The organism is Bacillus sp. AY2-1 (genome assembly GCF_008368965.1).
GTDB classification, from domain to species: domain Bacteria; phylum Bacillota; class Bacilli; order Bacillales; family Bacillaceae_G; genus Bacillus_A; species Bacillus_A thuringiensis_S.
The window spans coordinates 66,834-80,432 of sequence record NZ_QPEL01000052.1 but is presented as its reverse complement, the minus strand read 5'-3'; the positions used below and the strand labels follow the sequence as shown (position 1 = coordinate 80,432).

Below are 13,599 nucleotides of genomic sequence, written 5' to 3'. Positions count from 1 at the left end.
TCTATTTTTTGTTATAATTTCTGAATATTTAAAATAAATTGACGTGAATGAAAATACAAAAAAGTCAACTAAACTGATATGTCTAGTTGACTGTAGGTAATGCTTACACTTCAATGAGATCTTTTATATCCCATTTCACAAGAAATGTAATAGAGTCAGAACGTTTTTTCTTTTCTTCATATGACTCTGCAACGACGTTCCGTTGCTTTTGAATTTGTTCAGCGATGAATCCAGCTTCTAGTTGATAAGAAGAATGCCTTTTTTGTTTTTGACGTTCTGCAATGAGTGTGCCTTTAAGTTGGAACTGCATTTCACGACGCTTATGTTCAATAATGCTTAAAGTGCCCCAGCCAGCCTTTTCAAAGAACTGAATGACTTCTTCAATTGTTTCTAGCGGATATTTTCTTGCAAGGTTTCTACCAGACCAGTATAAAATACCATCTAAATCGTTGCCGATTAAATCAGGTAGTAATTCTTCACGTAGCAATTCATAAGCGAAGGCGTTCAATGAAACATCTTCTAAAGATGTTATATCGATTGTATTTTTACTCACAATATTCCCCTCTTTCTATAGGGATTATTATATAACATTTTTCATTTATAAAAACAGATTTTTCTTTAGGGAAATCTCAATATCTGAGAAGAAAAAAAGAATTGGCAAATTATATGCAAATTATGTATACGTTTTCTTGACGCTTCGACAAAAATAGGGGTAAAATGAACTTGTTATCAAATTATGCTGAAATATTTCGAATAATTTTTTCAGTTTTTCTTATGCCAATAGTGAAAAAACATTATTGTTATAAATTAATCTGAAAACAGCAGTCAAACATTCAAGGGGGTAATGGGGACATGAAAGGCCGCGAGTATACGTTTCGTAAGTGGCACTCATTAATGGGGGTCATCCCGGTTGGTGTCTTTTTGACGCAACATCTAATTGTAAACAACTTTGCAACAAGAGGAGCAGAGGCTTTTAACAAAGCTGCAGGCTTTATGGAGCTCCTTCCATTCCGGTATGCGCTAGAAATTTTCATCATCTTTTTACCGATACTGTACCATGCTATATATGGCTTATATATTGCATTTACAGCTAAGAACAATGCGGTTTCTTACGGTTATTTCCGTAACTGGATGTTCGTCTTCCAAAGAATTTCAGGTATCGTTACGCTGATTTTCATTTCTTGGCACGTCTGGGAAACTCGTATTCAAGCAATGTTAGGTAAAGAGGTAAACTATGATATGATGGCAGATATTTTAAACAATCCAGCTATGTTTGCATTCTACTTAGTTGGTGTTGTTTCAACAATTTTCCACTTTGCAAATGGACTATGGACATTCTGCATCAGCTGGGGAATTACAGTATCTCCACGTTCACAAAGAATCTCTACTTATGTAACATTAGCTATTTTCTTAGGTCTATCTTATGTAGGTGTGAGTGCATTATTAGCGTTCATCGATCCACAGCTAGCAAATCAGTAAGGAGTGGGAGAGCATGAAAGGGAAACTTATAGTAGTCGGCGGTGGCTTGGCTGGCTTAATGGCAACGATTAAAGCGGCAGAAGCAGGAGTGAATGTTGAACTGTTTTCTTTAGTACCAGTAAAACGTTCACATTCTGTATGTGCTCAGGGCGGAATTAACGGTGCCGTAAATACGAAAGGTGAAGGGGATTCTCCGTGGATCCACTTTGACGATACAATTTATGGTGGGGACTTCTTAGCGAACCAACCACCAGTTAAAGCAATGTGTGAAGCAGCACCTGGTATCATTCATTTAATGGACCGTATGGGTGTTATGTTCAACCGTACGGAAGAAGGACTTCTTGATTTCCGTCGATTTGGTGGAACACAACATCACCGTACAGCATTCGCTGGTGCAACAACTGGACAGCAATTACTTTACGCATTAGATGAGCAAGTACGTCGTCATGAAGTAGCAGGACTTGTAACGAAATATGAAGGTTGGGATTTCTTACGAGCTGTTGTTGATGATGAAGGTGTGTGCCGAGGAATCGTTGCACAAGACTTACAAACTATGGAGATTAAAAGTTTCGGAGCTGATGCCGTGATTATGGCAACAGGGGGCCCTGGTATCATTTTCGGAAAATCAACAAACTCCATTATTAATACAGGTACAGCAGCGTCTGCTGTATATCAGCAAGGCGCATATTATGCAAATGGTGAGTTCATTCAAATTCACCCAACGGCAATTCCAGGAGACGATAAATTACGTCTTATGAGTGAATCTGCACGTGGTGAAGGTGGACGTGTTTGGACATATAAAGATGGTAAGCCATGGTACTTCTTAGAAGAAAAATATCCGGCTTACGGAAACCTTGTACCTCGTGATATCGCAACGCGTGAAATCTTTGATGTTTGCGTAGAGCAAAAACTAGGTATTAACGGTGAAAACATGGTGTACTTAGATCTTTCTCATAAAGATCCGAAAGAACTAGATATTAAACTTGGTGGAATCATTGAAATCTATGAGAAATTTACAGGTGATGATCCTCGTAAACTACCAATGAAAATCTTCCCAGCTGTTCACTATTCAATGGGCGGACTATGGGTTGACTATAAGCAAATGACGAGTATTCCAGGTTTATTTGCAGCAGGTGAGTGTGATTATTCTATGCACGGTGGTAACCGCCTTGGTGCAAACTCACTATTATCAGCAATTTATGGTGGTATGGTAGCAGGACCAAACGCAATTGAATATATGAAAGGTCTTTCTAAATCATCAGATGCTGTTTCGTCTACTGTATATGAGCAAAATGAATTAATCGAAACAGAGAAATTTAACAATATTTTAACGATGGATGGTAATGAAAATGCATATGTTCTTCATAAAGAGCTTGGAGAATGGATGACAGATAACGTTACAGTAGTTCGTGAAAATAAAAAGTTATTAGAAACAGATGCGAAAATTGAAGAGTTAATGGCTCGTTACAAACGTATTAACATTAACGATACAGCGAGATGGAGTAACCAAGGTGCTTCATTTACACGTCAACTTGCAAATATGTTTGAGTTAGCACGTGTTATTACAATTGGCGCATATAACCGTAATGAGAGCCGCGGGGCGCATTACAAACCTGAATTCCCAAATCGTGATGATGCAAACTTCTTAAAAACTACGATGGCAAAATTTGAAGGAGAAGGAAATGCACCAGCATTCCATTACGAAGACGTTGATGTTTCATTAATTAAACCACGTAAACGTGATTATTCTTCAAAACATGATGTAGCTGCTAAGGGTGAAGAGAAGGGGGATAAACAACATGTCTGAGAAAACAATCCGCCTCATCATTACGAGACAAGATGGACCAGATGCACAAGCGTTTGACCAAGAGTTTGAAATTCCATATCGTCCGAATATGAATATTATTTCGGCGCTTATGGAAATTCGTCGTAATCCTGTTGATTCAAAAGGGAATCAAACAACTCCGATTGCATGGGATATGAACTGCTTAGAGGAAGTATGCGGAGCATGTTCAATGGTTATTAACGGAAAGCCACGTCAATCATGTACGGCTCTTATTGATCAATTAGAACAGCCAATTCGCTTAAAGCCGATGAAGACATTCCCAGTTGTACGTGATTTACAAGTTGACCGCAGTCGCATGTTTAATGCTCTAAAACGCGTTAAAGCTTGGATTCCAATTGATGGTACGTATGACCTAGGTCCAGGACCAAGAATGCCTGAGAAAAAGCGTCAATGGGCTTATGAGCTTTCAAAATGTATGACATGTGGTGTTTGCTTAGAATCATGTCCAAACGTAAACAGTAAGTCTGACTTTATTGGACCAGCGCCGTTATCACAAGCTCGCTTATTCAACTCACATCCAACGGGTGAAATGCATAAAGCAGATCGCTTACGTGCAATTATGGGAGATGGAGGACTAGCGAACTGTGGTAACTCTCAAAACTGTGTGCAATCATGTCCGAAGGGTATTCCTTTAACAACTTCAATTGCGGCATTAAACCGTGATACAACAATTCAATCGTTCAAAGATTTCTTTGGTAGCGATAATAACTATTAATAAATATTGCCTCTTCATCTTGAAGGGGCAATATTTATAACTGTATTTTTCAGTTTATTCTGTTTTTTTGAGAGGAAGAGGAGATAACGTTGAAGAGAATTTCTTATATTGAAGACTTCGAGAAATGGGAAAGTGGTTTTTTATTTTACAATCCTGTAAAGGTTCGTTTTGGTGAAGTAGATATGTTTGGACATGTAAATAATGTCGTTGCTTTTACTTATTTTGAAGAAGCTCGTATCGCGTTGTTTAAAGAACTTGGATTTATGCAAGAGTGGACACATACATCATCAGACACGATGATCGTTGTTGCGGATTTACAATGTAATTTTATTAAGCAAATATATTATGATGAACAGTTGAAGGTGTATGTAAAGGCAGGATCGGTTGGGAATTCTTCTTTGGATTTACATTATATGGTGAAGAATGCAGAAGGAGAGGTTTGTTTAGTAGGTCGTGGAATGATGGTTCAAGCGTCGAAAAAAACAGGAAGAGGCGAACCATGGCCTGAAGAATGGAAGAAGAAATTACTACAATGATAGAGTGAAAGAAAAATAAGAGAGCAATTTGCTCTCTTATTTTTTGTCTTCCATTGCTTCTTCTAATGTTAAGTGATGTTTATATAGGTATGTAGCGTATGGATTACCAACGTAGCGTAAGTGCCATGGTTCATATGCATATTCTGTTGTATCTGTTTTATCTTCTAAGTAACGAATGACAAAGCCGAATTTATGAGCGTGTTCCGCGACCCAGTTTCCTTCTGCTGTCTCTCCGAAGATAGGCTCTAATTGAAATTTAGCTGTTTTTGAACTAATATCCATTGCTAAACCCGTTTGGTGTTCACTTGTACCAGGAATTGCGCTTACTGAATTAGCTTCAGCTTTTCCTTGACGTCTAACGTATGTATCATGCAACGATTTTTGACGTTTGTATGAACGATAACCAGATACAGCTGTAAGATCAATCCCTTCTTTTTTTGCAGCTTTGAACATGTTTTCAAGTGCTTCTGCAGCATCTTTGCGTAGTAGCGTTTTTTCTTTATCTTTTGGACTAGTGAATGGTACGTTTGGTCTTGTTAAGTCTTCAGGAGTGTATCCATCTGGTAGTTTTCGATGTTTATTAATTAAGACAAGATTAGATTTTGGATTTGTTACAACTGAAAAGTCATTGTCTATTTTCTTTGCATTATGATCAGCTTTTGGAAAAGCAGGAATCTCTTCTTTTGGGTGGTTATTATGTTTTTGACTTTCGACAGCTTTCGCTTCATTATGTAGTGGTGATTTAGAACCAAAGTAAGCGAAAGATGTGATACCGATTACAATAGTAGTGGCAGAAATAATTATTATCTTTTTCATAATGCCTTGTAATCACAGTCCCTTCTTAATAAAATATGTATCTTTTTTTATTATAAGTCTAGTTTGTTGGAAAAGAAATATAAGAGTCATAACGTAATAGAAATGCAAAGAAAATGTCAGAAAATGTGTGAATTTGTAGTATTTTTTTATATAATTCATTTCTTATCTTTCATGAATTGCATTTTTTATGTAATATATATACATAAGAAGATGTAGCGATTATCGAGAATAAAGAACTTCTTGTATAGACTAGGAGTGAATGGGAATGGATTTTGCAACAATTATTGGACTTATTTTAGGATTTTTAGCAGTGGTAGTAGGGATGGTCGTCAAGGGCGCTGACGTAACAGCCTTATTAAATCCTGCCGCAGCATTAATTATTTTTATCGGTACATTTGCTGCAGTATGTATTGCATTTCCGATGAATCAACTAAAAAGGGTTCCAAAACTATTTAAAGTTCTTTTTGGTTCAAATAAAAAGGATTTAAGTTATGAACAGTTGCTAGAATTATTTGTTCATTGGACATCTGAAAGTAGAAAATACGGTATTTTGTCTTTAGAGCAACAATTGGACAAAATTCAAGATGAATTTCTTTTGCGCGGTATGAAATTTGTGATTGATGGCGTATCCGCAGAAGATTTAGAGCAAATTTTGGAATCTGAATTAGAGGCAATTGAAGAAAGACATGCAAAGGGAGCTGCTATTTTTTCACAAGCTGGTACGTATGCACCGACATTAGGAGTTTTAGGTGCTGTTATCGGTCTTGTAGCTGCGCTTGGTAACTTAACTGATATTGAAAAGTTAGGTCATGCTATTTCGGGTGCATTTATTGCAACGATTTTTGGTATTTTTTCAGGGTATGTATTATGGCATCCATTTGCAAATAAGTTAAAGCAAAAATCTTCAGCTGAAATTGAGAAAAAACGTTTAATCATTGATTGTTTATTAATGTTACAAGAAGGTACATATCCGTTTATTATGAAGAACCGCATTTTAGGTGCACTTTCTGCAACTGAGCGTAAAAAGCTAGAAAAAGGAGCAGAAAAAAATGCGGAGTAAGAAAAATAGAAGAGGCAAAAAGAAAAAACATGATGAGCATATCGATGAAACGTGGTTAATCCCATATTCTGATATGTTAACGTTGTTATTTGCATTGTTTATCGTTTTATTCGCAATGAGTAGTATAGATGCTGCGAAGTTTAAACAGATGGCAGTTGCTTTTCGAAGTGAATTAGCCGGGGGAACAGGTAACAAAGAATTTTTAAGTGATCAAAAGCCAAATGATGAAAAAGAATTATCGGCAAGTAGCCTTGAGGCAGAACAAGCAAAAAAACAAGAAGAAGCTAGAGCTAAAGAAAAAAAAGAGATGGATGAATTGAAAGCATTACAAAAAAAGATTGATCAATATATTAATGAAAAACAATTATCCTCTTCTTTTCAAACTAAATTAACTGAAAAGGGATTAATGGTGACAATATTAGAAAATATACTGTTTGATTCGGGGAAAGCAGATGTGAAATTAGAATCTTTAGGGATTGCAAAAGAAATGTCTAGCTTACTTGTTTCAGCGTCACCTCGTGAAATTACAGTATCCGGTCATACGGATAATGTCCCTATTGCCAATGCACAGTTTGCGTCGAATTGGGAATTAAGTACGCAGCGGGCAGTTAATTTTATGCAAGTATTACTGCAAAATAAAGAATTACAACCAGAAAAATTTAGTGCGATTGGTTACGGAGAATACCGTTCGATTGCTCCAAACGATACACAAGAAGGAAAGGCAAAGAATAGACGTGTGGAAGTATTTATCTTGCCTTTAACAGAGAAAGCAAAATAAAGAGGATGGCGAATGCCATCCTCTTTATTTTACTTCAAATGATTTTAAGTTGTCGCGACGGATTTTATCTTTTTCTGCATCTGATTTTTTGAAATCATAATCATATAAAGCGCCTTCCCAATCGCCATACATTGGATTCGGGAAAATAATGAATTTCTCACCAAATTGTACTTTTGAATCTTCTACTGTTTGGTTACGATCTTTTACAGATTTTCCATCAAAACCTGTGAAATCAGATAAGTTATCACCGAAGAATAAGACAATATCATGAGTTTGAGAAACGAGTTCACGGCGTTTTTCTTTTCCTTTTTCTTTCGGATCTTGTAGTAATATATGTTCTTTCGTTGCTTGAGGAGCACCTACACGCTCAAGATTTTTAATTGTTGCATCTAGTTGGTTCGTTTTACGATTTGAGATATAGTAAATATCTACACCTTTAGACTCTGTATATTTTAAGAAATCAATTGCGCCTGGAAGGGCTTCAGCCTCAGCTTTGTTAATCCAATCATCCCATTTGTAAGGATAACCTTTGCCTGTTTTTACGCTCATTGCTTGATGAGGACTGTTATCTAAAACAGTTTCGTCTAAATCAAGTACGATAGCAGGTTTTTTCTCTGTCCCTTTTGCAAGAACTGCATCAAGTTTTAATTGACCAATGTTGTACCCTTGGTAGTAAAGTGCTTTCGTTTCACCGGCTGTTTGATACCATAAATCAGCCATTAATTGTTGTTCTGTTAATTTTACTTTCTCTTCTTTCGCCACTGTTTTCTCTGGTGTTCCTGAACATGCTACAAGTGATGTAGATAGAACCGCTACAGATAATAAAGTGGTAATGCCCCTCTTCATCTTCATATGTATCCTCCTTGATGTTAGAAAATCATTTTATATTATATATTAAAATATAATATTTTTATATGAACATTTGCATATTGTCTTTTATATATATAGTAGTATGTCCTATATTAGAAAGATGAGCAAAATAATAACAGTTGTTTTGACAAGTTTAATTGTCGTAATGACAATTATAATTGACAAAGAGCGCTTTATTATTTACAATTTTAACTAAATAGAACAAATGATGGATTAATGACGGTGTTTACATATAAGAGGATGAAGTGTAGCGCTATATTTTGTCTTGAATAAACATAGTCTTTGAAAGAGAGTACGAATGATACTAAAGGGGAGGCTTTAAACTTTGAGTTTACAAATTCAAAACTTAACGAAACAATTTGGGGAATCAAAAGCTGTTAACGGTTTACAAATTTCGTTACCAAAAGGTGAAGTACTAGGGTTACTTGGACGAAATGGTGCAGGGAAAACAACAACAATCAAAATGCTTCTCGGATTATTAACGCCTAATGAAGGTTCGATTACGTGGGATGGAAAAGCATTTGGGAATAGTGGCGTAACAATTGGGTATTTACCAGAAGAAAGAGGTTTATATACAAAAAGTAGAGTAATAGACCAGCTGCGATATTTTGGTAGATTAGAAGGGATGTCGAAGAAAGAAGTAGATCACGCTATTGATCACTGGTTAGAGCGTTTAGCGATACCAGAATATAAATTTAAAACGGCTGGAGAGCTTTCAAAAGGGAATCAGCAAAAAATCCAATTAATTGCTGCTCTTCTTCATAATCCGGAACTTCTCATTTTAGATGAACCATTCAGTGGCCTTGATCCAGTTAATGCCGGGATGTTAGCTAGTATTATTGAAGAACAAGTACAGAGCGGAAAGACGATTATTTTATCAAGTCATCGTATGGAACAAGTAGAGGCTTTTTGCCAACATGTATGTATTTTGAAAAAAGGTGAAGCAGTCGTAAAAGGACAGCTAAGTGATATTAAGAAAGAATACGGTTTCCGTAATTTAACGATTGAAGATACAGTAGAGAATGAAAAGGGATTAGAAGCTATACATGTATCGTATGAAAAACAACAAGGCCTTCTTTATGTGAAAGTACAAGGCGATGCGGAAGCTCTCGAGATTTTGCAACAGTTGCAAGAGCAAGGTGTTAGCTTACGACAATTTAAAATGTTAGAGCCGACGTTAAACGAAATCTTTGTAGAGAGGGCGAAATAACGATGCGTAAATTTTCTCACGTATTTTCATTTTATTTTAGGGAAGCGTTTTTATCTAAAAAATCATTAATTACGAGTGCGATTTTATTTTTAGTTGTGTTTGGGATTTTTGCATTTAATCATTTTACTTCAGGCGATGATAAAAATAAGGATAAAGATAAAATTGCAGTTGTAGTAGAGAGTTCCACATATAAAGTACAAAAAGATGAGCTAAATAAGCTATTGCCATCAGCAAAAATAACACTGGGTTCAAAGGATGATTTTGATAAACTGCATAAGCAAGTAGAAGATGGCGATTTAGATGGTCTATTCCATGTGACGGAAAAGGGTGGGGCTCCATCGATTACATATATGTATAATGGATTTCCAAGCCAAGCAACTTCCGCAATTATGGCAGGATATTTAAAGCAACAATATACGATGGTGACGATTGCAAAAAATAATGTTTCACCAGAAATTGCACAGCAATTACAAACAGAAATTCAAGTAAAGCAAGAAGCGATAAAAGATCGTACATCTTCTTTCGGAATTGCCTATTTCTTTACATTTGCTTTATATATGTTTATTGTAGCGTTCGGAAATACAATCGCAATGAATATTGCATCTGAAAAGGCGTCACGTGTAATGGAAGTAATGCTTCCGAAAGTGAAGCCTCTTACGATGATGTATGCGAAAATTTTAGCGGTTGTTTCAACGGCGTTATTGCAACTTGTCATATTGGCGTGTGGTTATCTTATTCCATATTTGTTGGGTTGGGTTGATTTAGAAAGTGCCTCACTATTTGGTATTCCAATTGACTTTACGAAATTAGATGCAAAGGTTATCAGCATGTTTCTTGTTTATTTCATTACGGGATATTTACTATATGCGATGATGTATGCTGCTGCTGGAGCTGTCGTGTCTAAGACGGAGGATTTACAAGCTGTATCTTTCCCGGTAATGATTTTAATTATGGCTGCATTCTTCATTAGTATTAAATCATTAAGTGATCCGAATAGTACTATCGTTGTTGTAAGTTCTTACGTTCCATTTTTTACACCGATGGTTACCTTCTCACGTATTGTAGCTGGTGAAGCAGGTATGCTAGAAATTACGATAACATTAGCGGTCTTATTGGCGACAATTGCGGTATTAAATGCTGTTACAAGCCGCATTTACGTAAACGGCGTAATGAATTACTCAGATAAAGTTAAATTTAAAGATTTAGCGAAATTTATAAAGCGTCAATAATGAGAGAAAAGCATGATTTCCTATTGAAATCATGCTTTTTCTTTATGTATAAATTAAAAATAGTATATAATAATAAGAGTTGTCTTTTAATAGAATGAATAAAAAGGAGGGTGTGCAGATGGGGATTAGTAGTCGTTTTACAGTAGGTGTTCATATGCTGACATTACTTGCGATAGATCGAAACTCTCGCTGTACCTCTGAATGGATTGCCGGTAGTGTGAATACAAATCCAGTTGTGATTCGTCGCATTACAGGAATGTTGAAGAGAGCAGGACTTGTTGATGTACAAGCTGGTAAAGGTGGTACGACACTTGCTCGAGATTTAGAAGAAATTACATTACTTGATGTATATAAAGCAGTGGAAGTTGTAGAAGAAGGACAGCTATTTTCCTTCCATGAAAATCCCAACATTGAATGTCCAGTAGGAGCTAATATTCAATCAGTATTAGAAATTATTTTAATGCAAGCGCAAGAAGCGATGGAAAACGTACTTGCAAATGTAACGGTAGATCAATTAGTTACAAATTTAAAGTCTAAAATGAAAGAATAAAAAAGCGAGCTTCCTCATAATGAGGGCTCGCCTTTTTTTATTCAGAAATATTGAAAATTCTATTTTTCAGTATTTAAAATGAATTTACCTACGATAGCTGCGAAGATACCACCAAGAATTGGTGCTACGATGAATACCCATAGTTGAGAAAGTGCTTCTCCACCAACAAATAAAGCTGGTGCGATACTACGAGCTGGGTTAACAGATGTTCCAGTTAACGGAATTCCTAATAAGTGAATTAAAACTAATGTGAAACCAATTACTAGTCCCGCTAAAGAAGAACTGCCTTTTTTACCTGTTACAGCGACGATAACTAAAATGAATACGAAAGTTAAAATGAACTCAACTAAAAATGCTCCAGATAAACCAAGAGTTCCGAAACCATTTTGTCCTAAATTATCTAAAGGTGTTTTAGCAGATTTTAAAATTGTTACTAACGTTGCAGTTCCTAATAAACCACCTAAAATTTGAGCTAATACATAATAACAAAGTTCCATAGCGTTCATTCGTTTGTTGATGAACATAGCTATTGATACTGCTGGGTTAATGTGACATCCAGAAATTGTTCCGATGCTATATGCCATAGCTACAATAGATAGACCGAAAGCCATAGCGATTCCTAATGTTCCAATTCCTTCAATTCCGCCGCCAGTGACAGCTACTCCAGTTCCGAATAATACAAGTACAAATGTACCAATAAATTCAGCGATTGCTTTTTTTAACATAATTTACCTCCTATTAATGCGCATGAAACGTATTATAACATAAGTTTTAGTATAAACAGCCAATGAAGTACTATTCTGATAAGGCGAAATAGGGGGACAATAAAAAAGGGTATGGTTCATCTCTATAGAACCATACCCTTTTTTTATGCTGATTTTTTCTGTTTAACGACTGGAACAGAACGGTTTAAAATACTATTTGCAACCATTCCTAACATAATAATAATCATTCCAATGAGGGAAAGTCCTCCAGGGAATGAACCATTTAAGAAAATGATTTCGCCAAGCACGGTAAATACCATCGTTCCAGCTTGTGTTGCTTCAACTGCCCCGAGTAAGGCGAGGTTATCTTTTGCTAAGTCAGTAGCAAAGAAAAATGTCATCGTTGCAATAACGCCGGAACATAATGCTAATAAAAGCCCTTGAAGCATTTGGCTGGATGTTGGAATGCCAGTAGTAGAAAATCCATATACACCAAGCAAAATTGTTATAGGAAGACTTCCAATGGCCATTCCTAATACACGTTGGAACGTATCAAGGCGTCCGCCAACAAGTTCCATCATTTTTCGGTTACCGAACGGATATAAGAAAGCGGCTAATACGACAGGTAAAAAACCTGAAATGAACTGAGTCATTGTAATATGGCCTGCTGCAGTTGCTTGCATACAAATTACACCAAGTAAAATAAATAATGCAACATATAAGCTACGAAGTGGAATTTTTCCACGTACAAGTTTCGTACCTGATTTTGTTTCTATTTTCACGAAAAATAGTGGTGATAGTAGTAAACCAGCTAAAATCGTAACTTGCCAAGTTCCAGCAACGAGCCAAGCTGGAGAAAAGACAGCTGCGAAACTTAATAAAGAATAAAAACCAATACCTGCAACGGAACCCCATCCGATCCATGCTAATGGATGTTTTTTTAATTCTTCCCATAATCCCCTAAAGTTTTTGCGAAATAAAACGATAAGGAATAAAATAGGAAGAGCAAATAAAAAACGGAAGGAAGCTGTCCAAGCCCAGCTCGTTCCAGATACATTCATTGCTCTATTAATAATAAAGGTTGCAGAAAAAAAGGCAGATGATAAAAGACCTAATAAAATTGCGCGCATAAAGTATAGCACTCCTTTCGGAAATAAATAATTATGTATAGTATGATATACTTTAATTAAATAAAAGTAAACTATTTTATACTTTAAGGTGGTTTTATATATGAAAGAAAATGAAGATATACAAACGAAAGAAGTCATTCAACAAGTTGGACAGTTATTGAGACAAATTCGAAATGAACAGAAATTAAGTTTAGAAGAATTAGCTCATAAAACAGGAGTAAGTAAATTAACATTAGGAAAAATTGAAAGAGGGGAAACAAATCCGACGCTAGCTGTCATTTGGAAAATAACGAAAGGGTTATCAATTCCTTTATCCAGATTGATGGTTGTTGGAGAACCTGTAGCTGTTGCGCGCTGTGGAGAAGGATTTGCAGTAGATGAAGGACAAGCGTGGCATTTAGAAACGATGTTCCGTTATACGAAAGAAACAGGGATGGAAATGCACCGTGCTTGTTTACGATCAAATAGTATATATGAACCAGAAGCTCATCATGAAGGTGCGATTGAGCTTGTAACAGTAATGAAAGGGAAAGTATCGATTCAAGTAGAAAGCGATGTATACGAATTAAATGAGTTTGACTCTATTCAATTTGAAGCGAATAAGAAGCATGTTTATAAAAATGAAGAAGAAGAAGTGGCGGTATTACATTTAACGATGAAATATTCTTCATGAAAA

Annotated in this window: 15 protein-coding genes; 10 read left to right on the top strand and 5 right to left on the bottom strand. The window is 36.0% G+C overall.

Annotation, left to right across the window (positions count from 1 at the left end; all coding sequences use genetic code 11):
- Window positions 1-103 precede the first annotated feature (103 nt).
- Window positions 104-553 carry a YslB family protein gene (locus DN403_RS13365; protein WP_000042214.1) on the bottom strand — a complete coding sequence of 150 codons (450 nt, stop codon included), beginning with the start codon at window positions 551-553 and terminating at the stop codon, window positions 104-106.
- 299 nt (window positions 554-852) lie between these two features.
- On the opposite strand from DN403_RS13365, the gene sdhC reads away from it, so the two are divergent.
- From sdhC to DN403_RS13345, 4 genes are all read left to right on the top strand, one after another.
- Window positions 853-1,479, top strand: a complete 627-nt coding sequence (gene sdhC, locus DN403_RS13360; RefSeq protein WP_000678354.1) for a succinate dehydrogenase cytochrome B558 — start codon at window positions 853-855, stop codon at window positions 1,477-1,479.
- Window positions 1,480-1,492: 13 nt separating this feature from the next.
- Window positions 1,493-3,286: a succinate dehydrogenase flavoprotein subunit gene (gene sdhA / locus DN403_RS13355; RefSeq protein WP_000676742.1), complete on the top strand. Its 1,794-nt coding sequence runs from the start codon at window positions 1,493-1,495 to the stop codon at window positions 3,284-3,286.
- The gene (sdhB, locus tag DN403_RS13350; RefSeq protein WP_001291827.1) at window positions 3,279-4,040 is read left to right on the top strand and encodes a succinate dehydrogenase iron-sulfur subunit; all 762 of its coding nucleotides are present in this window, start codon (window positions 3,279-3,281) and stop codon (window positions 4,038-4,040) included. The genes sdhA and sdhB overlap by 8 nt, the downstream gene beginning before the upstream one ends.
- Window positions 4,041-4,129: 89 nt before the next feature.
- Window positions 4,130-4,576 (top strand): acyl-CoA thioesterase, encoded by a 447-nt coding sequence (locus tag DN403_RS13345; protein WP_000822726.1) that lies wholly within the window; start codon window positions 4,130-4,132, stop codon window positions 4,574-4,576.
- Between the two features lie 36 nt (window positions 4,577-4,612).
- Here DN403_RS13345 and DN403_RS13340 read toward each other — a convergent pair whose 3' ends face one another.
- The gene (locus DN403_RS13340) at window positions 4,613-5,392 is read right to left on the bottom strand and encodes a M15 family metallopeptidase (protein ID WP_000720194.1); all 780 of its coding nucleotides are present in this window, start codon (window positions 5,390-5,392) and stop codon (window positions 4,613-4,615) included.
- Window positions 5,393-5,657: 265 nt separating this feature from the next.
- Between DN403_RS13340 and motA the strand changes: the two genes are divergently transcribed.
- Together motA and motB are read left to right on the top strand one after the other, a co-directional pair.
- Window positions 5,658-6,452: a flagellar motor stator protein MotA gene (motA, locus tag DN403_RS13335; RefSeq protein ID WP_000344851.1), complete on the top strand. Its 795-nt coding sequence runs from the start codon at window positions 5,658-5,660 to the stop codon at window positions 6,450-6,452.
- On the top strand, window positions 6,442-7,230 hold the full coding sequence (motB, locus tag DN403_RS13330; protein WP_001256733.1) for a flagellar motor protein MotB: 789 nt from the start codon (window positions 6,442-6,444) through the stop codon (window positions 7,228-7,230). Before motA ends, motB begins: the two co-directional genes overlap by 11 nt.
- Window positions 7,231-7,254: 24 nt before the next feature.
- On the opposite strand, the gene DN403_RS13325 is transcribed toward motB, so the two are convergent.
- Window positions 7,255-8,082: a 5'-nucleotidase, lipoprotein e(P4) family gene (locus DN403_RS13325; protein WP_000782773.1), complete on the bottom strand. Its 828-nt coding sequence runs from the start codon at window positions 8,080-8,082 to the stop codon at window positions 7,255-7,257.
- Window positions 8,083-8,425: 343 nt separating this feature from the next.
- Here DN403_RS13325 and DN403_RS13320 point away from each other — a divergent pair, with 343 nt between their 5' ends.
- The 3 genes from DN403_RS13320 to DN403_RS13310 all read left to right on the top strand — a co-directional run bounded on the left by DN403_RS13320 (window position 8,426) and on the right by DN403_RS13310 (window position 11,089).
- Entirely contained in the window at window positions 8,426-9,310 is an 885-nt protein-coding gene (locus DN403_RS13320) for an ABC transporter ATP-binding protein (protein ID WP_000058118.1), read from the top strand.
- Between the two features lie 2 nt (window positions 9,311-9,312).
- On the top strand, window positions 9,313-10,539 hold the full coding sequence (locus DN403_RS13315) for an ABC transporter permease (RefSeq protein WP_001224985.1): 1,227 nt from the start codon (window positions 9,313-9,315) through the stop codon (window positions 10,537-10,539).
- 118 nt (window positions 10,540-10,657) lie between these two features.
- Complete coding sequence (locus tag DN403_RS13310) at window positions 10,658-11,089, top strand: Rrf2 family transcriptional regulator (RefSeq protein WP_000512998.1); 432 nt, start codon at window positions 10,658-10,660, stop codon at window positions 11,087-11,089.
- A 59-nt stretch (window positions 11,090-11,148) separates the two neighbouring features.
- On the opposite strand, the gene DN403_RS13305 is transcribed toward DN403_RS13310, so the two are convergent.
- A complete protein-coding gene (locus DN403_RS13305; RefSeq protein ID WP_000913211.1) occupies window positions 11,149-11,814 on the bottom strand; it encodes an aquaporin in 666 nt (221 codons plus the stop codon).
- Window positions 11,815-11,957: 143 nt separating this feature from the next.
- Complete coding sequence (locus tag DN403_RS13300; RefSeq protein ID WP_001201632.1) at window positions 11,958-12,923, bottom strand: DMT family transporter; 966 nt, start codon at window positions 12,921-12,923, stop codon at window positions 11,958-11,960.
- A gap of 100 nt (window positions 12,924-13,023) precedes the next feature.
- Between DN403_RS13300 and DN403_RS13295 the strand changes: the two genes are divergently transcribed.
- Complete coding sequence (locus tag DN403_RS13295; protein WP_000661915.1) at window positions 13,024-13,596, top strand: helix-turn-helix domain-containing protein; 573 nt, start codon at window positions 13,024-13,026, stop codon at window positions 13,594-13,596.
- Window positions 13,597-13,599 lie beyond the last annotated feature (3 nt).

Coding starts and splice junctions, on each gene's coding strand:
- DN403_RS13295 (WP_000661915.1), top strand. CDS start 13,024: ATGAAAGAAAATGAAGATATACAAACGAAAGAAGTCATTCAACAAGTT.
- DN403_RS13300 (WP_001201632.1), bottom strand. CDS start 12,923: ATGCGCGCAATTTTATTAGGTCTTTTATCATCTGCCTTTTTTTCTGCA.
- sdhB (WP_001291827.1), top strand. CDS start 3,279: ATGTCTGAGAAAACAATCCGCCTCATCATTACGAGACAAGATGGACCA.
- sdhA (WP_000676742.1), top strand. CDS start 1,493: ATGAAAGGGAAACTTATAGTAGTCGGCGGTGGCTTGGCTGGCTTAATG.
- DN403_RS13310 (WP_000512998.1), top strand. CDS start 10,658: ATGGGGATTAGTAGTCGTTTTACAGTAGGTGTTCATATGCTGACATTA.
- DN403_RS13325 (WP_000782773.1), bottom strand. CDS start 8,082: ATGAAGATGAAGAGGGGCATTACCACTTTATTATCTGTAGCGGTTCTA.
- sdhC (WP_000678354.1), top strand. CDS start 853: ATGAAAGGCCGCGAGTATACGTTTCGTAAGTGGCACTCATTAATGGGG.
- motA (WP_000344851.1), top strand. CDS start 5,658: ATGGATTTTGCAACAATTATTGGACTTATTTTAGGATTTTTAGCAGTG.
- DN403_RS13315 (WP_001224985.1), top strand. CDS start 9,313: ATGCGTAAATTTTCTCACGTATTTTCATTTTATTTTAGGGAAGCGTTT.
- motB (WP_001256733.1), top strand. CDS start 6,442: ATGCGGAGTAAGAAAAATAGAAGAGGCAAAAAGAAAAAACATGATGAG.
- DN403_RS13340 (WP_000720194.1), bottom strand. CDS start 5,392: ATGAAAAAGATAATAATTATTTCTGCCACTACTATTGTAATCGGTATC.
- DN403_RS13305 (WP_000913211.1), bottom strand. CDS start 11,814: ATGTTAAAAAAAGCAATCGCTGAATTTATTGGTACATTTGTACTTGTA.